Source organism: Nonomuraea sp. NPDC004580 (genome assembly GCF_040609855.1).
Taxonomy (GTDB): Bacteria; Actinomycetota; Actinomycetes; order Streptosporangiales; family Streptosporangiaceae; genus Nonomuraea; species Nonomuraea salmonea.
The window spans coordinates 1-24,615 of sequence record NZ_JBEXLH010000078.1; the positions used below are offsets into that span (position 1 = coordinate 1).

Annotated in this window: 27 protein-coding genes; 17 read left to right on the plus strand and 10 right to left on the minus strand. The window is 72.4% G+C overall.

Translation table 11 applies throughout. The annotated features are described in order from the left end of the window. Positions 1 to 416: nucleotide disphospho-sugar-binding domain-containing protein (locus tag ABZW11_RS41420; RefSeq protein ID WP_355430325.1), on the plus strand; the 416-nt coding region annotated here is incomplete at its 5' end. Positions 417 to 436: 20 nt separating this feature from the next. Here the strand turns inward: ABZW11_RS41420 and ABZW11_RS41425 are convergent. Together ABZW11_RS41425 and ABZW11_RS41430 are read right to left on the minus strand one after the other, a co-directional pair. Further along, positions 437 to 2,437: a carbamoyltransferase C-terminal domain-containing protein gene (locus ABZW11_RS41425; protein ID WP_355430328.1), complete on the minus strand. Its 2,001-nt coding sequence runs from the start codon at positions 2,435 to 2,437 to the stop codon at positions 437 to 439. A 14-nt stretch (positions 2,438 to 2,451) separates the two neighbouring features. Then, on the minus strand, positions 2,452 to 3,582 hold the full coding sequence (locus ABZW11_RS41430) for a cytochrome P450 (RefSeq protein ID WP_355430330.1): 1,131 nt from the start codon (positions 3,580 to 3,582) through the stop codon (positions 2,452 to 2,454). A gap of 167 nt (positions 3,583 to 3,749) precedes the next feature. Between ABZW11_RS41430 and ABZW11_RS41435 the strand changes: the two genes are divergently transcribed. Beyond that, on the plus strand, positions 3,750 to 4,769 hold the full coding sequence (locus ABZW11_RS41435; protein ID WP_355430333.1) for a methyltransferase: 1,020 nt from the start codon (positions 3,750 to 3,752) through the stop codon (positions 4,767 to 4,769). On the opposite strand, the gene ABZW11_RS41440 is transcribed toward ABZW11_RS41435, so the two are convergent. Both ABZW11_RS41440 and ABZW11_RS41445 read right to left on the minus strand, forming a co-directional pair. Beyond that, positions 4,717 to 6,198 (minus strand): MFS transporter, encoded by a 1,482-nt coding sequence (locus ABZW11_RS41440; protein WP_355430426.1) that lies wholly within the window; start codon positions 6,196 to 6,198, stop codon positions 4,717 to 4,719. The two genes, ABZW11_RS41435 and ABZW11_RS41440, sit on opposite strands and share 53 nt — an antisense overlap. A 5-nt stretch (positions 6,199 to 6,203) precedes the next feature. Continuing rightward, the gene (locus ABZW11_RS41445) at positions 6,204 to 7,226 is read right to left on the minus strand and encodes an LLM class flavin-dependent oxidoreductase (RefSeq protein WP_355430336.1); all 1,023 of its coding nucleotides are present in this window, start codon (positions 7,224 to 7,226) and stop codon (positions 6,204 to 6,206) included. A 241-nt stretch (positions 7,227 to 7,467) separates the two neighbouring features. Between ABZW11_RS41445 and ABZW11_RS41450 the strand changes: the two genes are divergently transcribed. From ABZW11_RS41450 to ABZW11_RS41470, 5 genes are all read left to right on the plus strand, one after another. Continuing rightward, entirely contained in the window at positions 7,468 to 7,947 is a 480-nt protein-coding gene (locus ABZW11_RS41450) for a hypothetical protein (RefSeq protein WP_355430338.1), read from the plus strand. A gap of 69 nt (positions 7,948 to 8,016) precedes the next feature. After that, positions 8,017 to 8,814 (plus strand): SDR family oxidoreductase, encoded by a 798-nt coding sequence (locus ABZW11_RS41455; protein ID WP_355430341.1) that lies wholly within the window; start codon positions 8,017 to 8,019, stop codon positions 8,812 to 8,814. A gap of 37 nt (positions 8,815 to 8,851) precedes the next feature. Then, positions 8,852 to 10,039, plus strand: coding sequence for a cytochrome P450 (locus ABZW11_RS41460; protein WP_355430344.1), 1,188 nt, complete (start codon positions 8,852 to 8,854; stop codon positions 10,037 to 10,039). Positions 10,040 to 10,052: 13 nt separating this feature from the next. Beyond that, entirely contained in the window at positions 10,053 to 10,262 is a 210-nt protein-coding gene (locus ABZW11_RS41465) for a ferredoxin (protein ID WP_355430347.1), read from the plus strand. A 7-nt stretch (positions 10,263 to 10,269) separates the two neighbouring features. After that, positions 10,270 to 11,271 carry a reductase gene (locus ABZW11_RS41470; protein ID WP_355430350.1) on the plus strand — a complete coding sequence of 334 codons (1,002 nt, stop codon included), beginning with the start codon at positions 10,270 to 10,272 and terminating at the stop codon, positions 11,269 to 11,271. Between the two features lie 93 nt (positions 11,272 to 11,364). Here the strand turns inward: ABZW11_RS41470 and ABZW11_RS41475 are convergent, their stop codons facing one another. The 3 genes from ABZW11_RS41475 to ABZW11_RS41485 are packed head-to-tail and all read right to left on the minus strand — an operon-like array spanning position 11,365 to position 13,851. Continuing rightward, positions 11,365 to 11,571 (minus strand): ferredoxin, encoded by a 207-nt coding sequence (locus ABZW11_RS41475; protein WP_355430353.1) that lies wholly within the window; start codon positions 11,569 to 11,571, stop codon positions 11,365 to 11,367. A gap of 2 nt (positions 11,572 to 11,573) precedes the next feature. Beyond that, positions 11,574 to 12,770, minus strand: coding sequence for a cytochrome P450 (locus ABZW11_RS41480; RefSeq protein ID WP_355430355.1), 1,197 nt, complete (start codon positions 12,768 to 12,770; stop codon positions 11,574 to 11,576). Positions 12,771 to 12,795: 25 nt separating this feature from the next. Continuing rightward, complete coding sequence (locus ABZW11_RS41485) at positions 12,796 to 13,851, minus strand: methyltransferase (RefSeq protein ID WP_355430358.1); 1,056 nt, start codon at positions 13,849 to 13,851, stop codon at positions 12,796 to 12,798. A gap of 213 nt (positions 13,852 to 14,064) precedes the next feature. Between ABZW11_RS41485 and ABZW11_RS41490 the strand changes: the two genes are divergently transcribed. Further along, positions 14,065 to 14,463, plus strand: coding sequence for a SchA/CurD-like domain-containing protein (locus ABZW11_RS41490; protein ID WP_355430361.1), 399 nt, complete (start codon positions 14,065 to 14,067; stop codon positions 14,461 to 14,463). On the opposite strand, the gene ABZW11_RS41495 is transcribed toward ABZW11_RS41490, so the two are convergent. Beyond that, positions 14,440 to 15,447 (minus strand): methyltransferase, encoded by a 1,008-nt coding sequence (locus ABZW11_RS41495; protein ID WP_355430364.1) that lies wholly within the window; start codon positions 15,445 to 15,447, stop codon positions 14,440 to 14,442. The genes ABZW11_RS41490 and ABZW11_RS41495 overlap by 24 nt on opposite strands. A gap of 200 nt (positions 15,448 to 15,647) precedes the next feature. On the opposite strand from ABZW11_RS41495, the gene ABZW11_RS41500 reads away from it, so the two are divergent. From ABZW11_RS41500 to ABZW11_RS41535, 8 genes are all read left to right on the plus strand, one after another. Next, positions 15,648 to 16,385 (plus strand): SDR family oxidoreductase, encoded by a 738-nt coding sequence (locus ABZW11_RS41500; protein WP_355430366.1) that lies wholly within the window; start codon positions 15,648 to 15,650, stop codon positions 16,383 to 16,385. 19 nt (positions 16,386 to 16,404) lie between these two features. Beyond that, positions 16,405 to 17,256 carry an LLM class flavin-dependent oxidoreductase gene (locus ABZW11_RS41505; RefSeq protein WP_355430369.1) on the plus strand — a complete coding sequence of 284 codons (852 nt, stop codon included), beginning with the start codon at positions 16,405 to 16,407 and terminating at the stop codon, positions 17,254 to 17,256. 31 nt (positions 17,257 to 17,287) lie between these two features. Next, entirely contained in the window at positions 17,288 to 17,668 is a 381-nt protein-coding gene (locus ABZW11_RS41510; protein WP_355430372.1) for a SchA/CurD-like domain-containing protein, read from the plus strand. After that, positions 17,665 to 18,630 carry an NAD(P)-dependent oxidoreductase gene (locus ABZW11_RS41515; RefSeq protein WP_355430375.1) on the plus strand — a complete coding sequence of 322 codons (966 nt, stop codon included), beginning with the start codon at positions 17,665 to 17,667 and terminating at the stop codon, positions 18,628 to 18,630. Before ABZW11_RS41510 ends, ABZW11_RS41515 begins: the two co-directional genes overlap by 4 nt. Beyond that, positions 18,627 to 19,079 (plus strand): DUF1772 domain-containing protein, encoded by a 453-nt coding sequence (locus ABZW11_RS41520; RefSeq protein WP_355430378.1) that lies wholly within the window; start codon positions 18,627 to 18,629, stop codon positions 19,077 to 19,079. The genes ABZW11_RS41515 and ABZW11_RS41520 overlap by 4 nt, the downstream gene beginning before the upstream one ends. Before the next feature lie 84 nt (positions 19,080 to 19,163). Continuing rightward, a complete protein-coding gene (locus ABZW11_RS41525) occupies positions 19,164 to 19,424 on the plus strand; it encodes an acyl carrier protein (RefSeq protein ID WP_355430381.1) in 261 nt (86 codons plus the stop codon). Between the two features lies 1 nt (position 19,425). Next, the gene (locus tag ABZW11_RS41530; RefSeq protein WP_355430383.1) at positions 19,426 to 19,881 is read left to right on the plus strand and encodes an SRPBCC family protein; all 456 of its coding nucleotides are present in this window, start codon (positions 19,426 to 19,428) and stop codon (positions 19,879 to 19,881) included. Positions 19,882 to 19,918: 37 nt separating this feature from the next. After that, positions 19,919 to 20,392, plus strand: a complete 474-nt coding sequence (locus ABZW11_RS41535; protein WP_355430385.1) for a DUF1772 domain-containing protein — start codon at positions 19,919 to 19,921, stop codon at positions 20,390 to 20,392. A gap of 136 nt (positions 20,393 to 20,528) precedes the next feature. On the opposite strand, the gene ABZW11_RS41540 is transcribed toward ABZW11_RS41535, so the two are convergent. Both ABZW11_RS41540 and ABZW11_RS41545 read right to left on the minus strand, forming a co-directional pair. Beyond that, positions 20,529 to 23,105, minus strand: coding sequence for an FtsX-like permease family protein (locus ABZW11_RS41540; protein WP_355430388.1), 2,577 nt, complete (start codon positions 23,103 to 23,105; stop codon positions 20,529 to 20,531). A 5-nt stretch (positions 23,106 to 23,110) separates the two neighbouring features. After that, positions 23,111 to 23,845, minus strand: a complete 735-nt coding sequence (locus tag ABZW11_RS41545) for an ABC transporter ATP-binding protein (protein ID WP_355430390.1) — start codon at positions 23,843 to 23,845, stop codon at positions 23,111 to 23,113. A gap of 175 nt (positions 23,846 to 24,020) precedes the next feature. On the opposite strand from ABZW11_RS41545, the gene ABZW11_RS41550 reads away from it, so the two are divergent. Then, a complete protein-coding gene (locus ABZW11_RS41550; protein WP_355430392.1) occupies positions 24,021 to 24,554 on the plus strand; it encodes a MarR family transcriptional regulator in 534 nt (177 codons plus the stop codon). Positions 24,555 to 24,615: the final 61 nt, after the last annotated feature.

Below are 24,615 nucleotides of genomic sequence, written 5' to 3' on the forward strand. Positions count from 1 at the left end.
GTCGGGACCAGCCGCCCGGCCGGCGGGAGGCGGAGGGCTCGCTGCCGGAGAACGTGCGCGTCGTGGTGGACACGCCGCTGCGCGACGCGCTGCGCGACTGCGACGTCTTCGTCGGGCACGGCGGCGCCGGCGGCATACTCGCCGCACTCGCCCAAGGGCTGCCCATGCTGCTGGTGCCGCAGCTGCCCGACCACGCCGGGCACTCGGGGCGGGCCGTGGCGACCGGCGCGGCGTCCGTGCTCGGCGCGGCCGGGCTGACGCCTGAGGATCTGCGGGATGAGGTGACCAGGCTGCTGGACGCCCCCGAGCCCGGCCTGGCCGCCGCCGAGCTGTGCGAGGAGATGGCCGCCCGGCCGGCGCCCGCCGAGGTGGCGGGCGCGCTGACCGAGCTGACCCCCTCACTCGCCCGCGGCTGACCGCCCGGTCCGCCGGATCGCTACGCGCCGGTGATCTGGCGGACGGCGCCCAGCTCCAGGTTGAGCAGCGCGTCGGGCCCGAACGTGGTGAACCGGTGCTCTGCGCGCCGCATGCTGCGCTCGGCGGCCTGCCGCAGCGACGGGTCGGCGCGCAGCCGGCTGTCCACCGCCTCGTACGCCTCCGCCGCCCCCTCCTCCGTGCGCAGGTCGAACTTCCCGCTCAGGGCGAGGTCCAGGTAGAGCACGTGCAGGTACAGCTCGGGCAGCCCGTACGGGTTCAGCTCGGCGTGCACGGCCCCGGCCCGGCTCTCCGGGATGGCGGTGAACGGCTGCCGCATCCGCGGGTAGGGCCCGCCCGCGGCGTAACGGTCGAAGTTCTTGAACGCCACCCTGCGCCCGTTGAGATAGGCGACGCTGATCTTCCTGCGCAGGCAGAAGTTGATCGTCTCGCGGATGGTGTCGATGATCGGCTCGCCCTTGTCGTTCAGCGAGGTGTTGCAGAGCATCGGCACGCCGGTGCGCTCGTGGAAGGCGGTCAGCAGCGCGTGCAGCGCAGGGTTCTGCCCGGCGTTGAGCGACTGCACGCGGGCCGAGTAGTCGAGGTGCGCCACCGCCGGGATCTGCGCGCGCCGCTCCTCCCTGATCGTGAAGGTCTCCAGCATGTACGGCGACGGCCTGCTGTCCTCGAACCACTCCGCCAGCCGGTCCTCCAGCACCACCGGCGCGACGGGCCGCCACCACTCGCGCAGCTTGAAGGCGTTGAGCGCGTCCTTGGCCGCCCGTGACGTCGGGTCGCCGATCAGGCTGCGGTTGCCCAGCGCCCGCGGCCCGATCTCGGAGCGGCCGTGGAACCAGGCGATGGGCTCGGCCAGGATGTCCCGTACGGCCTGGTCCAGATCGAGGTCGGAGACCTCCGCGACGTGGTCGCCGAACTCCGCGAGCGCCCCGTCGAGGTCGTCGTCCGCCCGCCCCAGGTACGCGCCGGGGAATCGGAAGGTGAACGGCTCGCCGCCGGTCTTCTTGTGGAAGGCGGCCAGGCCGATGCCGACCGCCTGCCCGCCGTCGTCCACGCAGGGCGGGGCGAGGAAGCCGCGGAAGCCGTACTTCTCCATGAGGTGGCTGTTGGTGGGGCAGTTCAGCGCGTAGCCGCCGGCCAGCGCGAGGTGCGTGGTCGCCGGGTCGAGGTCGTAGCGCTCCAGCGCGGTCTCGATGTTGCGCTCCATCACCATGACCGAGATCGCCTGGATCTCCTTCATGGCGGCGCTGACGAAGCTCTCCTCCTCGGTGAAGTCGGGGTCGGTGCTCGCCGTCTCCTTGACCTGGGCGACGATCTCCTCGAACGCGCGCGGCGCGCCCTCCAGCGCGGCCAGGCCGGTGAAGTCGTAGGAGTCGAGAATGTGCTGACGGTCGCACCGCCCGGTGGCCGTGGTCGCGGTGGCGAGCGCCATCAGCGTGCCCTCGCGCATTTTGAACCGGTCCTTGGCGGTGCTGTAGAGCAGGCCGGGCGAGGCGACAGGGAACGTCTCGACGACGCCGCGCCGGCTGACCGCGCCGGTGAACCAGTAGCGCTTGTAACGCCCGTCGAGCAGGCGGTCGGGGCCGCCGTCCACGGCCAGCGTCAGGATGTCGCCGCCGAAGAACGTCTCGCTGTCCAGCAGCATCGCGCTGTAGAGGTGCGCGATGCTGTGGAAGGACAGCTCCGGATACTCCTCGACGAAGTGGTAGTCGTTCGTGGTCGCGAGCCCCGGGGTGCCCCAGATCTCGGTCATGTCGTCGAGCGACACCCCGAACGGGCCGATCAGGCCGTTCACGAACGCACGCAGCTCCTCCATGCTGAGGAACGGCGTCCGATGGTGTTTCAAGCCGCTCATCCGCTCGAACTCCCAGTGGCCGAGGAGCCGGATCAGCGATCCCTCCTTGTGCCACAGCGACACGTTGTTGTCGTGCCGGTACGACACCATCGCCAGCCGGTGCAGCCCGGGGATGGTCACGTAGCTCGAAAGATAGAAGCCGTCTCGCATGTCTCCTCCGGTGGTCACCAGGTGACGGGAACCTCGACGAAGCCGAGTTCGAGTGGGTTGTCGTGATGCCTGAGCTCGGTCACGTCCACCGCGAGCCGCAGACCGGGGAAGCGCCCGATCAGCTGGGCGAACGCGGTCCGCAGCTCGAGCCTGGCCAGCGCCGCGCCCAGGCAGTAGTGGGGTCCCGCGCTGAAGGCGATCTGGTCCCGCGCGTCCCTGGTGACGTCCAGGCGCAGCGGGTCGGGGAACACGGACGCGTCGAAGTTGGCGGACTCCAGCACCGGCACCACGCCGGAACCGGCCGGCACGGTGCACCCGCCGATCTCGATGTCGTCGGTGACGTAGCGCAGCATCGACAGCGAGTGGCCGGCCACCTGGAAGCGCAGCAGCTCCTCCACCGCGTCGGGGATGCGCTCGGGCTCGTCGCGCAGCAGGGCGAGCTGGTCGGGGTGGCGCATGAGGAGCACCGCCCCGCTGCCGATCTGCGCCGCGGTCGTCTCGTGCCCGGCCATCAGCAGCACCGTGCACCAGACGTGCAGCTCGTGCGTGCTCAGCCGCCCGTCCTGGTCGTCGTGCACGGAGATCAGCTCGCTGATCAGGTCGTCGCCCGGGTCCGCCCGCTTGACCTCGATCAGCTCGCCGATGTACTGCCACGCCTCGCCCAGCCCGGTACGGAAGCGCTCCTGGTCGGCCACCGGGACGCCGAGCAGGCGGCAGATGACCCGCAGCGTCAGCGGCAGCGCGAACTCGGAGACCAGGTCCACCGGCGGTCTCCGCCACCGGTCGAGCAGCTCCGCCACCACCTCCTCGACGTAGGGGCCCAGTTTCTCGATCCGCGCCGGGGTGAACGCCTTCGTCATCAGGCGGCGCATGCGGGTGTGCTCGGGCGGATCCCGGTCGATCTTCGGGTTCTGGAACATCTTGGTCCTCGCCGCCGCGGTCATGCGCGGCGCGCCGGGCCGCTCCCTGTTACGGCTCAGGCGCCGGTCCGACAGCACCGCCCGCACGTCCGCGTAGCGCGTGACCAGATAGACCGGGTCGCCGCTCGGCATGACCGCCCGTACCACCGGCTCGTCCCGGAGCGTGGCGAGTTCCTCCGGCGGTCGTGCCCCGGGCGGCCAGTCGAACGGGAACTTGAGCGTCATCGGTGCTCTCCTGCTCTGCGTGAGGTCGTCACCCAGAACGATGGGCGCGGCGGCTCAAGGCGCCCGCAAGCGGCGCTGGACTCTCGTCCTGGTCTCGCTCGGTGTTCGAGCGGGCGAGCAGAGCATGAGGCGGCACATCGTCCACCAGGTGGTGAGAGGAAACGGATATGACCAGCACGACAGGACCGTCTCCCGCGGCCAGGGTCCGCCGCCTGTCCAACTCGGTGCAGGACGCCGCGATCGTGCGGGCGGCGGCGGAGCTCGGACTCGCCGACGCGGTCGGCGACGGGCCCACGCCGGTGACGGAGATCGCCGCGCGGGTGTCCGCCGAGCCGGCGACGCTGGCCCGCCTCCTGCGGGCGCTCACCGCGTACGGGATCTTCGAGCAGGTGACCCCGGACGTGTACGCGCACACCGAGATGTCACGCGCGATGCGCAGGGACCATCCTGGTGGCCTCATCCACACCCTGCTCACCCCGTCCGACTGGGGCTGGGCGATGTGGGGCAGGCTCGCGGAATCGGTCAGGGCCGGCCGGTGCCTGTTCCCCGACGTCTTCGGCACCGACTTCTTCGACTACCTGGGCGAGCACCCCGAGGCGCAGGCGCGGATGTTCCGCGGCATGACGTCGTGGTCGGACCAGATGAACCCGGCACTGGTGGGCGCGCTGCCGCTGGAGGGCGTCGGCACCGTCGCCGACATGGGCGCGGGCTCGGGGACGCTGCTGCGCGCGATCCTGGAGCACGCCCCGCACGTGTCGGGCGTCTGGTTCGACACCGAGGCCACGCTGGCCGTGGTGGAGGACGAGTTGCTGTCAGGCCCGCTGTCGGAGCGCTGCGCGCTGGTCACCGGCGACTACTTCCACGAGGTGCCCTTCAGCGCCGACCTGTACGTCTTCAAGCTCACCCTGCACATGTACGACGACGAGCCCTCCGAGCGCATCCTGCGCAACGTGGCGGCGTCGGCCAAGCCGGGGGCGCGCATCGTCATCGCCGACCCGCTGCTGCAGGACCCGCCGGAGAGCAAGTTCGTCCCGTCGATGGACCTGCACATGCTGCTGGTCATGGGCGGCAAGGAGCGCACCGAGCAGGACTACGCCGACCTGTTCAAGCGGGCCGGCCTGGAGTTCACCGGCATCACGCCGACGGGGACCGACTTGCATCTGACCGTGGGACGGGTTCCCGGCTGACCCGCCGGGACCGCGCGTTCAGGCAGGAGCCGAGCGCCGCGAGCAGCACGCTCGCGGCGCACACCAGCAGCGTGAACCTGACCGCCGCGCCGAACGCGGTCCCGTAGGAGGTGCTCGCGAGCCCGGCGTCCAGCCTGGCCTGCAGCACCGTGCCCAGCACGGAGATCCCGAACAGCGTCCCGGTCTGCCGGATCGTGTTGAACACCCCGGAGGCGGCCCCCGCCAGGTCGGAGGCGACGTCCCGCATGGCGAGCGAGGTGATCGGGCCGAACGCCGCCGACTGCGACAGCCCGGCGATCGCGAGCGGCGCCACCAGCGCGTACCCGGCCACGCCGGGCCGGCTGAGCAGCGCGACGGCGGCCAGGGCGGCGGCGTAGACGAGCAGGCCGCCCAGCAGCACCCGCTCACCGCCGTACCGCTCGGTCAGGCGGGCCGTGACGGGGAAGCCGAACGTCATGCCCAGCGCCCACGGCGCCAGCGTGAGCCCGGCCTGCGCGGCCGGCATGCCGAGCACCGTCTGCAGGAAGAGCGTCATGGTCAGCGACAGCGTGATCACGCACATCGACACGATCGCCATGGACGCGGTCATCAGCGTGAACGTGCGGTCGGCGAACAACCGGGTCGGCACCAGCGGCTCCCGCGCGCGGTGCTGGTGGGCGACGAACCCGGCGAGGAGCAGGAGGCCGAAGCCGATCACCATCGGCACGGTGATCGGCACGTCCGCCACCGACGCGACCGTGCCCCAGCCGTAGTGCCTGCCCTCCAGCAGGCCGAACGTGATCGCGCCGAGCCCCGCGCCGGCCAGGGCCGCGCCCGCCGCGTTCAGCCGCCTGGCGGCTTGGCCGGTCACGGCGGGCGGGACGACGAGCAGGGTGAGCACCACGATGAGCACGCCGACCGGCAGGTTCATGGCGAAGATCGAGCGCCAGCCGGCCGTGGAGACCAGCAGGCCGCCGAGCGTCGGCCCCGCCACGCCGGCGAGGCCCGCGGTCACTCCCCACACCGCGCTCGCCCGCCCGCGCCGCTCCGGCGGGAAGACCAGCGTCATCATCGTCAGCGTCTGCGGGATGATCAGCGCGGCGCCGACGCCCTGGAGCAGGCGGGCGCCGATGAGCTGCCACGGCGTCTGGGCGAACCCGCACAAGCTCGAGGCGACGGTGAAGACCGCCATGCCCGCGAGGAACACGGTACGCGGCCCCGCCACGTCGCCCAGCCGGCCGGCGGTGACGGTCAGCACGGCCAGAGCCAGCACGTAACCGCCGACCACCCACAGCACCTCGCTGAGGCTCGCGCCGAGCCCCGCCTGGATCTCGGGGACGGCGATGCTGACCGAGGTGGAGTTGAGGATCGTGATGAAGTAGCCGAGGCAGGTGGTCGTCATGACCGCCCAGGGGTTGCCGCGCAGCGCGGCGAGCCTGCGGGTGCCCATGGCGCTCACGCGGCGAGGCCGGCGCGCTCCAGCGCCGTCGCCGCGGTGCGCAGGATCTCGACGCGCTCGGCGGTCGTGCCGCCGAAGGGCGAGATGAGCAGGGTGGTGATGCCGTGCTCGGCGTACGCGCGCATCCGCTCGGCGACCCGCTCGGGCGGGCCGAGCAGCGAGATGTGCTCCACCAGTCCGGCCGGCACCGCGGCGGCGGCCCCGCGCGGGTCGCCCGCGGCCATGCGCTCGTGCACGACCGCGCTCTCGCGGCCGTACCCCAGCCGTTCGAAGAGCGCGAGGTAGACGTTGCGGCTGCGGCCGCCCATGCCGAGGAAGTGCGACAGGTAGCCCCTGATCGGCGTGGCGGCCGTCTCGGCGTCGGCGCCCAGCGCCATGGGGACGCCGCAGAGCACCTCGAACCCGGCGAGCTGCTTGCCCGCGCGGGCCCGGCCGGCGCGCAGGGCGTCGATGGTCTTCGGCAGCTCGCCGGGCGGCGAGAACGCGCCCAGCCAGCCGTCGGCGATCTCACCGGCCAGTTCGAGCCCGCCCGGCGCGACGGCGGCGAGGTAGATGGGCACCCGGGCCGGCTCGCCGTACAGCCGCAGCGGCGCGGCCGTGCAGCCCTCGGGCGGGAGCCGGTAGTGGGCGCCCGCGTGGGTGACCGGCTCGCCGCCGAGGGCACGGCGCACGATGTCCACGTACTCGCGGGTCCTGGCGAGCGGCCGCCGGAACGGTACGCCGTGCCAGCCCTCGGAGATGTCCGGATTCGACACCCCGAGTCCCAGCCGGAACCGGCCGCCCGACATCGCGTCCAGCGTGGACGCGGTCAACGCGGTCATCGCCGGCGTGCGGCCGGGCACCTGGAAGACGCCGGAGGCCAGGCCGATGCGGGTGGTCGCGGTGGCCACGGCCCCGAGAACGGTCGCGCCGTCCGCGCGGAAACCCTCCGGGACGACCGCGAGGTCGAACCCGAGCCGTTCGGCCTCCCGCGCGACCTCCACCGCGTCGAGATAGGAGAGATTGACACCGAGCTTCATGCCTAGGCCGTCCCTTCTGTGAGGCCGATCTATGAGGCCGATCTATGAGCCGATCTATGAGGCCGCTCTCTGAGGCCGCCGGTGCGGCGGGCCGCGCCTGCGCGCTCAGCGTCACAGGCCCGCCTCGAAGACCGAGCAGGTAGCGGCGGAAGTGCGGTCGTGCGATCTCGGCCGAGGGCGGTTGGACCGCCGTTCGAGCACCGTGCCGGATAAAGGAGTGCCACGTCCGAAGGGAGCTCGCATGAGAACGGATCTGAACCGCCGCAGCCTGCTCAGCCGCGGCGGGAGCCTCGCCCCGCTGGTCGGGCTCGGCCTGCTCGCCGGGGCCACGCCCGCCGCCGCCGAGACCGGCGCCCAGGAGAGCAGGCGCATCCCGCTGCTCGGCACCTGGGCGGTGAAGGTCACCTTCCCCGGTGTGAACCGGCCGCCGGAGGCCGGCCTGTTCGCGTTCGTCGCCGACGGCGTCCTGGTGGCGACCACGACAGGGGCGGGCCACCTCAGCCTGGGCTCGTGGCGGCCGGCCTCAGGCGGCTTCTCGTTCTCCTTCCGCCACTTCATGTACGCCGACGACGACGGCACCTGGACCGGCGAGGTGCGCATCGAGCAGACCGGCACGTTCACCACCTCCTCCTGGCAGGCGACCGGCACCGGCACCGCCTTCGACATCGAGGGCAACCAGGTCGCCGTGGTCCAGAGCGCGACCACCGCCACCCGATACTGACCCACTTCAGCCTGATTCGAGCCGCTGTCGACGTACGACCGCGACGCTGCACATCGGAGAGGAGCCAACATGGAACTCGGACTCGCGGGCAAGGTCGTCCTGGTCACCGGTGGCAGTGGATCCATCGGCGCGGCCATGGCGGAGGCGTTCGCCGCGGAGGGCGCCCACGTCGCGCTGACCTTCCGCGACAACGCGCAACGCGCCGAAGAGCTGGCCCGCGTCATCGGCGAGCGGGGCGGCCGGGCGATGGTCGTCAAGTACGACCTCGCCGACCCGGCCGCGATCCGCTCGTGCGTGGGCGCCGTGCTCGACGAGTGGGGCCGGCTCGACGTGCTGGTGCTGAGCGCGTCCGCGCAGGACGGCACCCGCACCGCGCCGGTGAACTTCGAGGACGTGCCGCCCGAGGAGTGGTCGCCGCTGCTCCGGGCGGACGTCGAGGGCTCCTTCCACACGGTGCAGGCCGTGCTGCCGGCCATGCGGCGCCAGGCATGGGGCCGCATCATCCTCATCTCGGCCAACATCGTCGCCCGCGGCGCCACCGGGGACGAGGCGTTCGTGTCGAGCAAGATGGCGCTGCACGGCCTGGGCCGCACGCTGGCCACCGAGCTGGCACCCGACGGGATCCTCGTCAACGTGGTCGCCCCGGGGGCCACGGTGAGCAGAGGCTTCCTGCGCCGCTTCCCCGAGGAGAAGCAGGCGAGGTTCGCCGAGCTGGACGACGTACAGATCAAGCGCATGCTCAACCAGGACCGTCCCGTCGGCAAGGTGTCGACACCCGCGGACGTCGCCAACACCGTGCTGTTCCTGGCGTCCGAGGCCAACGGGAACGTCAGCGGTCAGGTGATCCACGTGGCCGGGGGCCATTGAGCCGCCCGGCCGTTCAGGACACGGAGCAGGAGAGACGATGACCACAGCACCGCCCGCCTTTCCCCAGGCGCGCGTCTGCCCCCACCTTCCGCCCCCGGCGTACGCGGAGCTGCGCGGGGGACCGGCGCTGCGCCGGGTGACGACCCACGCCGGGCAGCTCGCGTGGCTGGTGACCCGCTACGACCAGGCCCGTACGCTGCTCAAGGACCCGAGGCTGTCGTCCGACCGCAGGCGTCCGGGCTTCCCCGTCATCTCGGTGCAGGTCAAGCTGCTGACCGAGCGCAAGCGCCAGGCGCTGATCGGGATGGACCCGCCGGAGCACGACGAGCAGCGGCGGATGTTCCTGCCGGACTTCACGCTGAAGAAGGTGCGCGAGCGGCGCGCCGACATCGAGCGCATCGTGCACGAGTCGCTCGACGACATGCTGGACCACGGCCCGCCCGCCGACCTCTACCGGGAGTTCGCCCTGCCCGTGCCCTTCCGGGTGATCTGCCGGCTGCTCGGCGCCCCGTGGGAGGACCGCGACTTCTTCCAGGACGCCATCCGCCGGCTGGTGCGCACGTTCGACACCGCCGAGGGCCGCCAGGCGGGCGCCGAGCTGCTCGCCTACTTCGAGCACCTGGTCACCGAGTACAAGAAGACCCCCGACGGCGCCGGGCTCATCGGGCGGCTGGCCGGCACCGGCAGGATCGGCGACGACGACCTCGCGCTCGCGGCCATGTCGCTGCTCATCGCCGGCCACGAGACCACCGCGGCGATGATCTCGCTGGGCGCGGTCACGCTGATGGAGAACCCCGACCAGCTCGCCGCCATCCGCGCGAACCCCGAGGCGATCACGCCCGCCGTGGAGGAGCTGCTGCGCTTCCAGTCGATCGCCGACAGCGCGAACCTGCGGGTCGCCACCGCCGACATCGAGATCGACGACGTGGTGATCAAGGCGGGGGAGGGCGTGCTGATCCCCGGCTCGCTCGCCAACCGGGACGCCGGCGTCTTCACCGACCCCGACGTCTTCGACCCGAGCCGCGACGCGGGCGGGCACATCGCCTTCGGCTACGGCAGGCACCAGTGCCTCGGCCAGAACCTCGCCAGGCTGGAGCTGCAGATCGCGCTGACCGCGCTGTGGCAGCGCATCCCCACCCTGCGCATGACGGTGCCCGCCGAGGAACTGGCCCCCCGCCCGCCTGGCGCGATCCAGGGCATCGACGCGCTGCCGGTGACGTGGTGACAGGGGGAGTGGCATGAGCGTCGTGGGTGACCAGCGGGTGTGCGTCGGCGCGGGCATGTGCGCGCTGACCGCGCCAGGCGTCTTCGACCAGGACGAGAACGGCCTGGTGGTGGTGCTCACGGAGACGCCCTCAGGACAGGCCATGGACCAGGCGCTGCGCGCGGAGCGGGTGTGCCCGTCGGGAGCGGTGCGGGTCGGCACGCTCTCTCGTCCAACGGAATGAGGATCTGATGCGCATTCTCCTGCTTGGCGGTACGGAGTTCGTCGGCCGCGCCGTGGCCGAGGCGGCGCTGGCCAGAGGCTGGGAGGTCACGGTGTTCCACCGGGGGCGGCACGCGCCGCCGCCCGGCGTGCGGGCGCTGGAGGGCGACCGCGGCCTGCCCGACGGCATGCGGGCACTCGCGGACGGCGAGTGGGACGCGGCGGTGGACACGTGGTCGGGCCCTCCCCGGGTGGTCCGCGACACGTTGCGGCTGCTGGACGGCCGGATCGGCCACTACACCTACGTCTCCAGCCGCGGCATCTACGACTTCCCCGTGCCCGCGCCGCTGACCGAGGAGCGGCCGGTGGTGGCCGGCTCGCCGGACGGCGAGGAGATCGGCTACCGGGACGCGAAGGCGGGCGGGGAGGTGGCCGCGGAGCGGGCGCTCGGTGAGCGTGCCCTGCGGGTGCGGCCAGGCCTGATCTTCGGGCCCCGGGAGAACTCGGGGCGGGTGCCGTGGTGGCTGCGGCGTGCCGCCCGGGGCGGGGTCCAGCTCGCGCCGGGGCCGCGTACCTCGTCGCTGCAGTACATCGACGCCCGCGACCTGGCCGCCTTCGTCCTGGACGCGGCGGGCCGCGGCCTGCACGGCGCCTACAACCTCGTGTGCCCGCCGGACCACGCCACGATGGAGGCGTTCGTCACCGCCTGCGTCGAGGTCACCGGCGCCGGCGCCGAGCTGCGCTGGGTCGACCCCGAGCCGATCCTGGCGGCGGGGATCCGGCCCTGGGTCGATCTGCCGGGCTGGCTGCCGCCCGGCGACATGTACGAGCTGCTGCACAGGACCGACGTGTCCAAGGCGGTGGCGGCCGGGCTGCGCTGCCGTCCTGTCGAGGAGACCGTGGCCGACACCTGGGCCTGGTTGCGCGACGTGGGCGGCGACGTGCCCGAGAGCTCCCAGAGCGCTTATCGCGCGGACCACATCCCGGCCGACCTGGACCCGGATTTGGAGGCGAAACTCCTGGCCGGCTGAGCCAGGGGCAGGAGCGTCCGGCTCGGCGCGGGCCGGAGACGAAGCGGCCGCCGGCGGTACATCCGCCGGCGGCCGCCTCATGCCGGGCCCCGATCAGTCGCCCGCACGTGCGTCGAGGAGCCGGATCGTGCCCGTCGGGCAGCGCCTGGCCGCCTCGCGGACGAGGTCGGCGAGCGCGGCGGGCGGCTCCGGCTCGCGCACCACGACCACGGTCTCGTCGTCGTGGCCGAACACCTGCGGCACGGCGGCCACGCACAGGCCGCTGCCGCAGCACGTGTCACGATCCACCGTCACGCGCATGCTCACCACTCCACCGGGATCCTCAGCAGCCCGCCGATCAGCGTCCCCTCACTGCGTCCCAGCTCGGCCGCGGGCACGGCGAGCCGCAGATCGGGGAAGCGGCGCAGCAGCGTGTCCAGCACGATCTGCAGCTCCAGCCGGGCCAGCGAGGCGCCGATGCAGAAGTGCGGACCCACGCTGAACGTCAGGTGGTAGTTGGACGGCCGTGCCACGTCGAACTCGTGCGGGCAGCAGAACACGCTCTCGTCCCAGTTCGCCGACTCGACCGCCGGGATGATGCTCGTGCCCTTCGGCACCGTCACCCCGCCCACCTCGATGTCCTCGGTGACGTAGCGGAGCATCGACAGCGAGCCGTTGAGCAGCTTGAAGCGCAGCACCTCCTCCACCGCCGACGGCACCAGCGACAGGTCCGCGCGCAGCTTGGCGAGCTGGTCGGGATGGGCCAGCACCTTCGCCACCATGTAGCCGATCTGGCTGGCCGTGGTCTCGTAGCCGACCAGCAGGAGCAGCCGGCACCACCAGTGCAGCTCGTACTCGCTCAGGCGGGTGTCGTCGTCCTCGTGGACCTGCGTCAGCGCGCTGATCAGGTCGTCACGGGGGTTCGCCCGCCGCTTCTCGATCAGCGCCCCCATGTACGCGCTGATCTCGCGCATCGCCACGCCGATCTCGGGCCCCGAGTACTTGCCGGTGGACAGGAACCGGTCCGTCCAGCCGCGGAAGCGGTCCTGGTCCCCGGCGGGCACGCCCAGCAGGTCGCAGATGACCCGGATGGACAGCGGGAACGCGACGGCTTCCGACACGTCGGCCGGGCACGGCCCGTTCTCCATCTTGGTCACCAGCTCGTCCACGATCTCCTGCACCTTGGGGCGCAGGTTCTCGACCATCGTGGCGGTGAACGCCTTCATCACCAGCCGCCTGACCCTGGTGTGCTCAGGCGGGTCGGGGTCCATCCGCTCGTCCTGGAACATCTTGTTGTTCGAGGTCATGCGGGCCGCGTCGGGGCGGTTGAGATTGCGGCTGACCCGCAGGTCGGTCAGCACGGACCGCACGTCCTCGTACCGCGTGACCAGCACCGCCCGGTCGCCGCTCGGCAGCACCACGGGGAGCACGGGACGCTCGCGCAGGTCCGTCAGCTCGGCGGGCACGTCGAGCGGGGAAGGGCGCGGGAACGGGTACGGGACCGGCTGTTCGCTGCTCATCTGGTCACCTTTCTGGTCAAGCGGCTCACACCGGCCGGGCCTCGACGATGCTGTGGGGCGGCTCCGTCGGGTGGATGTCGACGACCTCGAAGCCCGACTCCTCCACGAGCCGCGTCCAGTCGGCGACGGTCCGCTCCCGGCCGCCGTTGGTGACCGCCATCGAGATGTCCATCAGCTTGATGTAGTGGGGGTCGTTGCCCTCAGGGACGACGCCGTCCACGATCAGCACGCGGGCGTCGGCGTCGTCGCCGATCGCCTGCCTGATCCTGCCCAGCACCTTGCTGCACTCGGCGTCCGCCCAGTCGTGCATGACGGCCTTCAGCGTGTACGCGTCCGCGCCCGACGGCACCTCGTCGAAGAAGCTGCCGCTGACCAGCTCGACCCGGTCGGCGACGCCCTGCGCGGCGAGCACCGGCGGCGCCGTCGCGATGGCGGTCTCGATGTCGAACAGGATGCCCCGCGAGTCCGGGTAGCGGCGCAGGATGGCCGACAGGAACCGGCCCTGGCCGCCGCCGATGTCGGCGATCGTGGGGAAGCGCCCGAAGTCGAAGGAGTCGGCGATCTTCGGCGCGCGGCTCTCGTTCAGCTCCGACATGGCCTTGTGGAAGGCGGCGGCGAACTCGGGAGCCTCCTGCTCCAGGTACTCGAAGAAGTTCTTGCCCTCCCGCAGCTTGCGGCCGTTGGGCTCGCCGGTGCGCACGGTGTCGTAGGCGTAGCCCCAGCAGTTCCACACGGTGGTCTCGCCGTAGAAGTAGGCGAGGTACCTGAGCGAGCCTGGCACGTCGCTGCGCAGGTACTGCGCCTTCGGCGTCAGCTCGAAACGCCCGTCGCCGCGCTCGGCGAACACGCCGACGGACGCGGCGGCGCGCAGGAACCGGTGCAGCGTGGGCGCGTGGCTTTCGGTACGCGCGGCCAGGTCTTCGACGCCGCACGGGCCGTCGGCGAGCAGGTCGGCGACGCCGAGGCGGGCGAGCACGTTCAACGTGCCCGCCACCCATTTGCCGGCCAGCATCATGAGCAGTTCCTGCTGCTCCTCGCCGGGACCCTGCTCCTGGACACGGTCGGTCGGGGTCGTGGTCATCCCGATTCCTCCTTCTGGGTGACAGGTCGTTTCCGCCGCCTTCGGGCCGGTCAGGGGCCTGCCATGCCCGGCAGGCTGCCACCGGCGGCTCAAGGGCGGATCAAACCGGCATGGAGCGCGGGCCGGGCGTTCCGGCCGAGCGGTTCGCGAGGGCGTTTCGAGCCTCGCCGCGCATCCTGGGGACCCATGTTCGCGATCTCCCGAGGAGTTGCCATGCCGTACACGGCGATCACTTATGACATCAAGGGCGGACACGAGGACGAGGTCGCCGAGGTGTTCGCGAACTTCCGGCGGCCGTCGGGGAACGTCGTCCCCGGGGCCGACGGCGGCCAGGCCGGCCGCATCCTCGCCACCGCGGTGTTCATCAGGGACAGCATGCTGGTGCGTTTCATCGAGTACGAGGGCGACCTCGACGCGGTGATCAGGTTCATGGCCACCCAGCCGGGCGTGGCCGAGGTCGAGCGCAAGCTCGCCCCCTACCTGAACAAGCCGCGCGACACCGGCACGGTCGAGGGCTTCACCAAGACCTTCAACGCCAGCCGGCTGCGCTGCATCACCCAGTTCGCGGTGCCCAGGAATCCGGAGCTCTCAGCCTCTGCGGCAGACCAGTAGCGTGTCGAAGTCGCCGAGCGGCCGGTGCTCCAGCGCGGTGAAACCGGCCGCCGCGGCGTGCTGCCTGACCTCCTCGACCGGATACTCCGAGCCGCCTTCGGTGACCAGCATCATGTCGAGGCTGATCACCAGGTTCTCGATCAGGGCGGGGCCCTCGTCGAGCATGCGGTCGTAGATCAGCAGCGCGCCGCCCGGCTTGACCGCCGCGCCGGCCTTCTCCACCAGGAAGCGGCGGCTCTCCTCGTCGTAGTCGTGCAGCACGTGCCCCAGGACCACGACGTCGGCGCGCGGCAGCGGGTCCTTGAAGAAGTCGCCGCCGTGGAAGCTCATCCGCTCGGTCAGGCCGAGTCCTGCCATGTGCTCGTCGAAGAACGGCTCCATCTGCGGCAGGTCGAACACGGTGCCGGTCAGGTCGGGGTGCGCCTTGGTGATCTGGCCGGCCAGGTTGCCCCGGCAGCCGCCGACGTCGAGCAGCGTCGCGTGGCCCGAGAAGTCGAACGCCTCGATGAGCTGCGGCCCGAGCACCTGGGTCAGCGCGTCCATCATCTGGATGAACCGGCCCAGGATCTTCGGGTCGCGCAGGACGTCCTGGAAGTCGCCCTTGGCCTGCGGCTCGCCGGTGCGCAGCGCCTCGGACAGCCTGCCCCAGGCCGGGTAGAGGTTGTCGTTGGTCCTGCGCATGAACCCGCCGACGTACGTCGGCTGCTCGCGCACCAGATACTGGTCCGCGCCGGCGGCGTTGCGGAAGCCGTCGCCCTGGCGTTCCAGCAGGCCGAGCGCGGTCAGCAGGTGCAGGAAGTCGCGCAGGCCGCGGCCGTGCAGCCCGAGCCGCTCACGCAGCTCCTCCTCGGTGGCCGGGTTGTCGTGCAGGACGGTGAACAGGTCCAGCTCCACCGCGGTGAGCAGGGCCTTGGCCTCGCAGAAGGCGTTGCACAGCCGGATGAGCCCGGCGGGGGTGGTGACGTCCGGAGCGATGCCCGTCATACGTGACTTCCTTTCTCGCAGCCCTGGCCGACGGTCGTGCCGGGTCGCTCGCGACGCTTCCATCGCGAGGTGGAGACCGGCTCGAAGCCGGTTGGAGCGCGACGGCGGCGCCGTCCGGCCTCGACCGGGAATCGAGGGGCGGACCAGCCGGTGCCTGCACGATGGGCCGAGCCGTACGTCGCAGCGAGAGGAATGGTCTGGTGGATCAAGGGCTACGCGGCAAGCGCGTGCTGGTGACCGGTGGGACCAGGGGCATCGGTCGTGCCACGGTCCTCGCCTTCGCGCAGGCCGGCGCACACGTTCTGGCATGTCATCACACCGAGGGCGAGGACGCCGACACCCTCGCCAGGGAGCTGAAGGAGCTCGACGACCGCAGCCGGGTGGTGCGGGCCGACGTGACCGACTCCGCGGACGCCCGCCGGCTGGCCGGCACCGTGGACTCCGAGCTCGGCGGGCTCGACGTCCTGGTCAACAACGTCGGCGTGGACGGCGCGGCCCCGTTCGCCAAGATCTCGGGCGAGGAGTGGCAGCGGCTGCTCGACCACAACGTGACCTCCGCCTACCTCGTCACGCAGTCGATGCTGCACCTGCTGGCCGACGGCGCCTCGGTGATCAACATCGGCGCGTCGGCGGCGCTGCGCGGGCGGATGAACGGCGTGCACTACTCCGCCTCGAAGGCGGCGCTCATCGGGTTCACCCGGGGGCTGTGCAAGGAGCTGGGCGCCCGCGGCATCAGGGTCAACCTGGTCGCGCCTGGGCTCACCGAGACCGAGCCGGGTGCGGGGCTGCCGCCGCAGGTCGTCGAGCGGATCGTGTCGATCACGGCGCTCGGGCGGCTCTGCCGGCCGCACGACGTGGCCGGCGCGGTGCTGTTCCTGGCGGGTGACACCTCCCGCTACATCAGCGGCGTGACCCTGAACGTGGACGGCGGGATCTGAGCGGCGGGCGGGAGGCCCCATGGACATCGGAGTCGGCGCGCCGAGCACCGTTCCCGGCACGGACGGCAGGGAGCTGGCCGAGTTCGCCCGCCGGGCCGACCGGCTCGGCTTCTCCACGCTGGCCGTGCTCGACCGGCTGGTCTACGACAGTTACGACACCGTGGTGACGCTGGCCGCCGCCGCGGCCGTGACCGAGCGCATCACGCTGGCGCCCACGATCCTGCTGGCCGCGTACCGGCCGAGCGCGACGCTGCTGGCCAAGCAGCTGGCGAGCGTGGACCGGCTGTCCGGCGGCCGGCTGGTCGTCGGCGTCGCCGCGGGCGGCAGGGAGGACGACTTCACCGCGACCGGCGTGCCGTACGGCGGGCGCGGGCGCCGCCTCGACGCGGTGCTGGAGGAGATGGAGCGGGTGTGGTCGGGGGAGGTCCCCGGCGTCGGCCCGCGCCCGCAGCGCGGCGGGATCCCGCTCTGGGTCGGCGGCAACTCGGCCGCCTCGATGGCGCGCGCCGCGAGGTACGGCATCGGCTGGATCTCCGGCAGCACCCCGCTGCACCGGTACGCCGAGGTCGCCGCCGCCGTCCGCACCTGCTGGGCCGACGCGGGCCGCACCGGCCAGCCCCGGCTGGGCGCGCTGGCCTACGTCGCACCCGGCGCGGACCGCAGGCAGGCCGGCGCCCGCTACCTGCTGGACTACTACGCCTACACCGGCCAGAAGGCCCGCTTCCTGGCCGAGAACGTGATCACCGACGACACCCGGCTGCGCGAGACGATCGACGGCTACGCCGCCGCCGGATGCGACGAGCTCATGCTGATCCCCTGTACGTCCGATGCCGGCCAGCTCGACCTGATCGCCAAAGTGGCCTTCGGCTGAGCCAGCGCCGACGATCCAGAAGGAGGACGCCATGCCGTACGCGGCCATCACCTACCGAGTCAAACCGGGTCACGAGGACGAGATCGCCGAGATCTTCGCCGGCTTCCAGCGGGTGGACACCCCGGTGTTCACCGGCGACGACGGCGCCGCGGCGGGCCGGCTGCTCGGCACCGCGGTCTTCATCAAGGACGACGTGATGGTGCGGATCATCCACTACGAGGGCGAGTTCGCCGCCATCGCCCGCCACATGGCCGGGCAGCGCGGGGTGCACCTGATCGAGGAGCAACTCGCTCCCTACCTCCAGGAGCAGCGGGACACCGGCGACGAGGCCGGGTTCGGCCGGTACTTCCGCGACGCCGTCATGCGCTGCATCTCGCAGTTGTCCGTCGAGACCCACCCCGCGCAGCGATGAGCGAGCGGCCGACGTCGATCGCGGTGCTCGGGCTGGGCGGCATGGGCGCGGGCATGGCGCGGGCCCTCATCGCCGCGGGCGCGCGCGTCACCGCGTACAACCGGAGTCCTGAGAAGGCCGTGCCGTTGCGCGAGGCGGGGGCCGCGATCGCGGCCACCCCGGCCGAGGCGGTGGCCGGCGCCGAGGTCTTGCTGCTCAGCCTCGCCGACGAGGCGGCCGTGGAGCAGGTGCTGTTCGGCGCGCTGGACGGGCGGCTGCCGCCCGGCGCGGTCGTCGTGGACACCTCGACGGTCACGCCCGCGTTCGCCGTGGACGCCGAAGCGCGGCTGGCCAAGGCGGGGGTGCGGCGGGTCGAGGCGTGCGTGCTCGGCAACCCGGCGATGGCCGCGAAGGGCGAGCTGCGGGTCTTCGCCGCCGGTGCGGACGCGGCGGTCGCGGACGTGCGCGACGTGCTGGAGGCCATCGGGCAGGACGTCCGCGTGCTCGGGCCGACCGGGAACGCGAGCGCGCTGAAGCTGGCGTTCAACCTGATGCTGGGCGTGCAGATCATCGGCCTCGCGGAGGCGGTGACGTTCGTCGAGGCCATGGGCGTCGATCGGGGGGTCCTGCTGGACGTCTTCGAGCGCAGCGGCTGGCGCTCGCCGGTGCTGTCGTTCCGCGCGCAGTTCATGCGCGGGCGGACGTACCGGCCGGCGGCCTTCCGCGCCACGCTCATGCACAAGGACCTCCGGCTGGCGATCCAGGAGGCGCGGGCGCACGGGGCCGAGCTGCCGGTGACGGCGAGCGCCCTCGACCGCTACACCGCCGTGTTGGAGGCCGGACGCGGCGACGACGACGCCGCCACGGTCGCCGAACCGACACCCCGCGCCGACGTCCCCACGCCCGCCGAGCCGGCGCCACGTGGCGATCGCATCCTCACCCCCGCCGAGCCGGCCACGGACGGCGGAGGTCAAGGGCCGTGATCACGGACCTGCTGGCCGTGGCGGCGCTGGTGGGCAGCGGGGTCGTGGCCGGGGTGCTGTTCGCGGTCGCGCTGAGCGTGCTGCCCGCGCTCTTCGCCATGCCGGCCGACCGCTACGTCTACACCCACCAGCTCGTGGGCCGCCGCTGGGACCCGACCATGCCGATCATCGTGCTGACGTCGATGGTCCTCGACATCGTGCTGGCGGTGCTGACCAGGGCCGAGCCGGCCGCGCTGTTCGCCACGGCCGCCGTCCTGCTGCTCGGGGTGTCGGTGGTCTCGCACTTCTGCAACGTCCCGATCAACCGGGTGGTCAAGTCCCTCGACCCGGACAAGGTGCCGCCCGACTGGCGCGACCCCCGCCCGCTGTGGCGGCGCTGGCACCTGCTGCGCACCGCGCTCGCCCTGCTGGGCGTGACGGTGAACGCCGTCGCCGTGGTGCTCGCCTGACCGCGTGGGGCACCGCGGCGCGAGCCGGATGAGAAGTCAGAAAGCGCCGGAACATGGCGCGGCCGACCGAATGGAGAAACCGCAATGAGCGCCTTCGACATGGACGAACTGAAGGACATCCTGCGCAAGATGGGCGGCGTCGACGAAGCCGACCTCGACGGCGACATCGCCGACACGGAGTTCGCCTTCCTCGGCTACGACTCGCTGGCCCTGCTGGAGCTGTGCAGCCAGGTGGAGCGCCGCTACGGCGTCCAGATCAGCGACGAGGCCGTGCTGGACATGCCGACGCCGGCCAAGGCGATCGACTACGTCAACTCGCTGCTGACGGCGAAGGCGGGTGCGTGACATGGCCGGGCACACCGACAACGAGATCGTCATCAACGCGCCCATGCAGCTCGTCTGGGACATGACCAACGACATCGAGTCGTGGACCGAGCTGTTCAGCGAGTACTCGGAGGCCAAGATCCTCTCCGACCGTGACGGCACGATCCTGTTCCGGCTCGCGCTGCACCCCGACGAGAACGGCAAGGTGTGGAGCTGGGTGTCGGCCAGGCGCCCCGACGAGGCCACGAAGACCGTCCGCTCGCAGCGGGTGGAGACCGGGCCGTTCAAGTACATGTGGATCTACTGGGAGTACCTGCAGGAGGACGGCGGCGTGCGCATGCGCTGGGTGCAGGACTTCGAGATGAAGGCGGAGGCGCCGGTCGACGACGCGACGATGCAGGCGCGGCTCAACCGCAACACGCCCGTGCAGATGGCACTGATCAAGCAGAAGGTGGAGGCCGCCGCGGCCGCCCGATGAGCGGTGCGGACGCGAGGGCCGGTGGCAGGCTGACCGTTTGGAGGAGCTCGTGCTGGAGATCGTCGTCCCGCTCGTCCTGCTGGCCAACGGGCTGGCCGCCGGGGTGCTGCTCGGCACCCAGATGGGCGGCTGGCCGCTGCTGGACAGCCTGCCACCCGACCGCTACGTGCACGCGCACGCATTCTTCTCGACCAGGTTCGACCCGTTCATGCCCGCCTGCCTGCTGCTCACCACGCTCGGCGACCTAGCGCTCGCCCTGCTGGCAGAGGGCACGGCGGCGCGGGTGCTGTACCTGGTGGCGGCCGCGCTCTGCCTCGGCACGATAGCGATCTCGGTGACGAAGAACGTGCCGGTGAACCGCTGGGTACGCACCCTCGACCCCGACCACCTGCCCGACGACTTCGCGCAGCGCGACCCCCGGCGGCAGTGGGGCTCGTGGAACCGGGTGCGCACCGCCCTGTCCACCCTCGCCCTGATCGTCAACTGCGCCCTCGTCGGCCTGACCCTGTAGCCCCCCCGCGACGTCACCCCCGCGACGTCACCCCCGCGACGTCACCCCCGCGACGTCACCCCCGCGACGTCAAAGGCCGGCTCCCGTGCGAGAGGAGCCGGTCCTTGACGTGTCCTGTCGACGTCTCACCCGCCGTTCACTCGGCTTTGGCGGCCTCCAGCACCGGCACGCTCGCCGCCCGGCGCGCTGGCATCGCCGAAGTGAGCAGTGTCGCCACCGCCGCGCCCGCCACGAGCGCCGGGAACAGCCACCACGGCGGCGCCGGGCGCAGGAACGAGCTGCCGCTGGTGACGTACAGGAGCCCCAGGGTCCCGATGCCGATCACCAGGCCGAGCAGCGTGCCCAGCACGACCACGGTGGCCGCCTCCCAGCGCACGATCCCGCGTACCTGCCGCACGGTCGCGCCGACGGCACGCAGCAGCCCGAACTCGCGGGTGCGCTCGACCACGCTCATCGAGACCGTGGTCGCCATGCCGAACAGGGCCAGCAGCAGCGCCATGCCGACGAAGCTGTACGTCGAGCGCAGCGCCCTGGTCTGCGACTGCGATGCGGCGTCGACGTACGCGTCCCTGTCGAGCACCCGCACCCCCGGCACCCCGGACAGAGCGCTCTCCAGCGCCGGCGCGGAGCCGCCGCGGACGAGCACCGCCAGCGTGGCCGCGTTGGTGTCGAGCCGGTCCATCGTCGCCGGGGCCACGAGTGCCTGGTCGGCGAACAGGTGGGACGGGTCGTGGTAGGAGCCGGCGATCTTGAGTGTGACCCGGCCCTGGAGGCCGCGTACCACGATGTCCTGGCCGCGCCGCAGCCCCCGCTCCTTCATCACGGTCGAGGCCAGCGCGATCTCCCCGTCGCGCAGGACGGGCGGCCTGCCGCCCAGCCGCAGGACCTCGCGCAGGCCGCTCTGCTCGGCACCGCTGACCAGGAAGCGGTACGGCTCGGCGCCGCCGGGCGACACCAGCGTGACCTCGCTCTGGGTCAGCAGCGCGCTCGCCGACACGCCGGGCGCGTTCGCGACCTTGGCCGCGACGTCGCGGGCCAGCGGCGCGGGCGCGCCCTCCGCGGTCCGTGCGGTCGAGGCGATCGCGTGCTCGGCGACCATCACCTGCCGCCCCGCCTCGATGAACCGGTCGTTCACCGACATCGTCACCAGCACCAGCGAGGCGACCAGCGCGACGCCGAGCATCAGCGACGAGGCCGCCGAGGAGACCCGGCGCGGGCTGCGCGTGATCGTGGCCCGCGCGAGCCGCCCGGTCTCCCCGCTGACCATGGTCCCGACCCGCCCCACCAGACCCCCGAGCGGCCCGACGAAGAACGGGGTGAGCACGGCCAGCCCGGTCACGCCCAGCATCGACGCGAAGAGCACCATCAGCGTGATCGCGAACGTGCGGTCCGAGCCAGGCGTGTCGCTGATCCGGACCGCCACCGCGACCCCGCAGAACAGGAGGGCGCCGGCGAAGAGCCCGCCCGCGAGCAGCAGCCGGGGCCAGCGGCGTTCGACCGGCTCGGCGACCGTGCTGCGCAGCGCCTCGATGGGCGAGACCGCCCCGGCGCGGCGGGCCGCCCGCCAGGCGGCGGCCTGGGTGACGAGGATCCCGGCGGCGGCGGGCACGACCAGCGCGGCGACGCCGAGCTGCGGGTCGGACGCGGAGACGTCGAAGCCGTCTTTGGCGAACAGCCAGATGATCAGCTCGGCCAGCGGGAAGCCGGCGGCCACGCCGCCCACCGCCGCGACCGTGCCCAGCACCAGCGCCTCCAGCCGGATGAGCCGGCCGATCTGGCGGGGCGTGGCGCCGATCGCGCCGAGCAGCGCGAGCCGCCTGGTGCGCTGCCTGACGAGGGTGCCGAAGGTGTTGGCCACCACGAACAGGCCGACGAAGATCGCCACGGAGGCGAGCATGCCGACGACGCCGGCGATCGAGGCGCCCTCGCCCGCCGCCGCCGCGGTCTGCGCGGCCCGTACGGACGCGGCGGTGCGTACGGTGGCCGTGTCGCCCAGCTCGCGGGAGACCTCGTCGCGCAGCCGGTCGGCGGACACGCCGGGAGCGGCCTTCAGCCAGACGCCCTGCCAGCTGCCCGGCGGCAGCATCGCGGCCTGCCGCACGGTCTCGGGCGGCGCCAGCACGAGGTCGCCCGCCGCCACCGCGCCGCGGTCCTGGACGCTGACGATGCCGGAGATCCGCACCCGGCGGGTCTCGCGCGGCAGCGTCAGCGTCAGCGGGTCGCCGACGCCCAGCTCGCCGGCGCGCGCCAGGTGCCGGATGACCACCACCTCGCCGTCGGCGGCCGGCGCGCGGCCCGCCTCCAGCCGGTACGGGCTCAGCCGCGCATCGGCCACCCAGGGACGCAGCAGCGTACGGCCCTCGGCCGCCGCCATGATCGCCTGCCCGTCGGCGCGGGCGGCCGTCACCGCGACCGTGGCGTCACCGGCCGCCGCGGCCACCCCGGGCCGGGAGGCGAGCCGGTCGAGCTGGATCCGGCCGTCCGGCGGCGCGAACGGGTCGGCGGGATCGACCGTGCCGCCCTGCACGAGCACGTCGGCGTTGGCGTACTCGCTGGCGTCGCTGCCGGCCACCGCCTCCTGGGCGCGCAGCGCGAACTGCGTCGAGCCCGCGATGAGCGCGATCGAGCCCAGTGCCGCCAGCAGCGTGGCGGTGAGCCGCACCCAGCCCTCGGCGAACGTGCGGCGCGCGATCAGCCACAACGGGTTGCCCATGACGCTCAGCCCTCGATCTTGCGCATGCGGGTGTGCACGGCGTCGATGGTGGGTCCGGCCAGCTCGTCCACGATCATCCCGTCGGCCAGGAACAGCACCCGGTCGGCGTACGCGGCGGCGGCCGGGTCGTGCGTGACCATGACCACCGTCTGCTGGTAGTCGTCCACGGCGGCGCGCAGGAAGCCCAGCACCTCGGCGCTGGAATTCGAGTCCAGGTTCCCGGTCGGCTCGTCCGCGAACAGCACCTCCGGCCTGGTCAGCAGCGCCCGCGCGACGGCCACCCGCTGCTGCTGGCCGCCGGACATCTCGGCGGGCCGGTGGCTCAGCCGGCCGCGCAGGCCGAGCGCGTCCACGATCGTGTCGAACCAGCCGGGCTCCACGTCACGGCCCGCCAGCCGGCCGGTGAGCCTGATGTTCTCCTCAGCGGTCAGCATCGGCAGCAGGTTGAACGACTGGAAGACGAAGCCCATGCGGTCGCGGCGCAGCTCGGTGAGCCGGGTGCGGGACAGCTGGGTGATGTCGGTCTCGCCGACCCTGATCGTGCCGGACGTCACCACGTCCAGACCGGCCAGGCAGTGCATGAACGTCGACTTGCCCGACCCTGACGGGCCCATGATCGCGGTGAACTCGCCGCGGACGAACGCGGCCGAGACCCCGCGCAGCGCGTTGACCGCGCCGTCGCCCGATCCGTAGGTCTTGGCCACCTGCGAGGCGACCATCACCTGGCCCGCCCCGGTCATCGCGGTCCTCCCGCGCGGCGGGGGAGCGGACGCGGCGCGTCCTGCCGGGCCGTGGCCTGGCGTGTGCGGCTGCGGGTCGGCTCGGGCATGAGGATCTCTCCTGATCGGCGAATATTTGAACCCCTGCGAGATAATCTCACTGTGAGACTATATCGGATGGGACTACAGTGGGCGCATGCTCCAAGATCTGCTCGAGCGCTTCCTGGCCGGAGAGGGCGGCCCCGCCGCCGACCACGTGGGGCTCGGGATGCTGCTGGCCGAGGTCCACAACCAGAGCCGGGAGCGGCTCAACCAGGTGCTGCGTCCGCTGGGCCTCAATGTCCGCACGTTCGCCGTGCTGCTCGCGCTCCCGATGTACGGCCCGGTCAGCCAGCGTGATCTCATCGACCGCCTGCGCATCGACAAGTCCGCGATGGTCCGGCTCATCGACGAGATGGAGGCTCGCGGGCTGGTCGCCCGCGAGCGGGCGCCGCAGGACCGGCGGGCCTACTGCATCGTGCTGACGCCCCAGGGCGAGCGGACGCTCGCGGCGGCGCGGCAGGACACCGACCGGATCGGCGGCCACCTCTTCGGGCCGCTGCCGGAGTCCGAGCGCGGGCTGCTCGTCGAAGTGCTGCGCGGCGTGGCGGAACGCGCCGCCACCCCGTTGCCGGACGCCACCCCGTTGCCGGACGCCGCTCCTTCGCCGGACGCCACCACCCCGCGCTGACCTGCGCCTCGGCCGGCGGTCTTTCAGAAGGCACTTGCGGTCGCCCGTTATGGCGACATTT

Excerpts from the sequence above, each read along its gene's own strand:
- ABZW11_RS41505 (WP_355430369.1), top strand. The coding sequence starts at position 16,405 with ATGGACATCGGAGTCGGCGCGCCGAGCACCGTTCCCGGCACGGACGGC.
- ABZW11_RS41495 (WP_355430364.1), bottom strand. The coding sequence starts at position 15,447 with ATGACGGGCATCGCTCCGGACGTCACCACCCCCGCCGGGCTCATCCGG.
- ABZW11_RS41465 (WP_355430347.1), top strand. The coding sequence starts at position 10,053 with ATGAGCGTCGTGGGTGACCAGCGGGTGTGCGTCGGCGCGGGCATGTGC.
- ABZW11_RS41530 (WP_355430383.1), top strand. The coding sequence starts at position 19,426 with ATGGCCGGGCACACCGACAACGAGATCGTCATCAACGCGCCCATGCAG.
- ABZW11_RS41430 (WP_355430330.1), bottom strand. The coding sequence starts at position 3,582 with ATGACGCTCAAGTTCCCGTTCGACTGGCCGCCCGGGGCACGACCGCCG.
- ABZW11_RS41545 (WP_355430390.1), bottom strand. The coding sequence starts at position 23,845 with ATGACCGGGGCGGGCCAGGTGATGGTCGCCTCGCAGGTGGCCAAGACC.
- ABZW11_RS41435 (WP_355430333.1), top strand. The coding sequence starts at position 3,750 with ATGACCAGCACGACAGGACCGTCTCCCGCGGCCAGGGTCCGCCGCCTG.
- ABZW11_RS41475 (WP_355430353.1), bottom strand. The coding sequence starts at position 11,571 with ATGCGCGTGACGGTGGATCGTGACACGTGCTGCGGCAGCGGCCTGTGC.
- ABZW11_RS41515 (WP_355430375.1), top strand. The coding sequence starts at position 17,665 with ATGAGCGAGCGGCCGACGTCGATCGCGGTGCTCGGGCTGGGCGGCATG.
- ABZW11_RS41485 (WP_355430358.1), bottom strand. The coding sequence starts at position 13,851 with ATGACCACGACCCCGACCGACCGTGTCCAGGAGCAGGGTCCCGGCGAG.
- ABZW11_RS41540 (WP_355430388.1), bottom strand. The coding sequence starts at position 23,105 with ATGGGCAACCCGTTGTGGCTGATCGCGCGCCGCACGTTCGCCGAGGGC.
- ABZW11_RS41425 (WP_355430328.1), bottom strand. The coding sequence starts at position 2,437 with ATGCGAGACGGCTTCTATCTTTCGAGCTACGTGACCATCCCCGGGCTG.
- ABZW11_RS41470 (WP_355430350.1), top strand. The coding sequence starts at position 10,270 with ATGCGCATTCTCCTGCTTGGCGGTACGGAGTTCGTCGGCCGCGCCGTG.
- ABZW11_RS41455 (WP_355430341.1), top strand. The coding sequence starts at position 8,017 with ATGGAACTCGGACTCGCGGGCAAGGTCGTCCTGGTCACCGGTGGCAGT.
- ABZW11_RS41450 (WP_355430338.1), top strand. The coding sequence starts at position 7,468 with ATGAGAACGGATCTGAACCGCCGCAGCCTGCTCAGCCGCGGCGGGAGC.
- ABZW11_RS41440 (WP_355430426.1), bottom strand. The coding sequence starts at position 6,198 with ATGGGCACCCGCAGGCTCGCCGCGCTGCGCGGCAACCCCTGGGCGGTC.
- ABZW11_RS41490 (WP_355430361.1), top strand. The coding sequence starts at position 14,065 with ATGCCGTACACGGCGATCACTTATGACATCAAGGGCGGACACGAGGAC.
- ABZW11_RS41525 (WP_355430381.1), top strand. The coding sequence starts at position 19,164 with ATGAGCGCCTTCGACATGGACGAACTGAAGGACATCCTGCGCAAGATG.
- ABZW11_RS41510 (WP_355430372.1), top strand. The coding sequence starts at position 17,288 with ATGCCGTACGCGGCCATCACCTACCGAGTCAAACCGGGTCACGAGGAC.
- ABZW11_RS41460 (WP_355430344.1), top strand. The coding sequence starts at position 8,852 with ATGACCACAGCACCGCCCGCCTTTCCCCAGGCGCGCGTCTGCCCCCAC.
- ABZW11_RS41480 (WP_355430355.1), bottom strand. The coding sequence starts at position 12,770 with ATGAGCAGCGAACAGCCGGTCCCGTACCCGTTCCCGCGCCCTTCCCCG.
- ABZW11_RS41445 (WP_355430336.1), bottom strand. The coding sequence starts at position 7,226 with ATGAAGCTCGGTGTCAATCTCTCCTATCTCGACGCGGTGGAGGTCGCG.
- ABZW11_RS41550 (WP_355430392.1), top strand. The coding sequence starts at position 24,021 with ATGCTCCAAGATCTGCTCGAGCGCTTCCTGGCCGGAGAGGGCGGCCCC.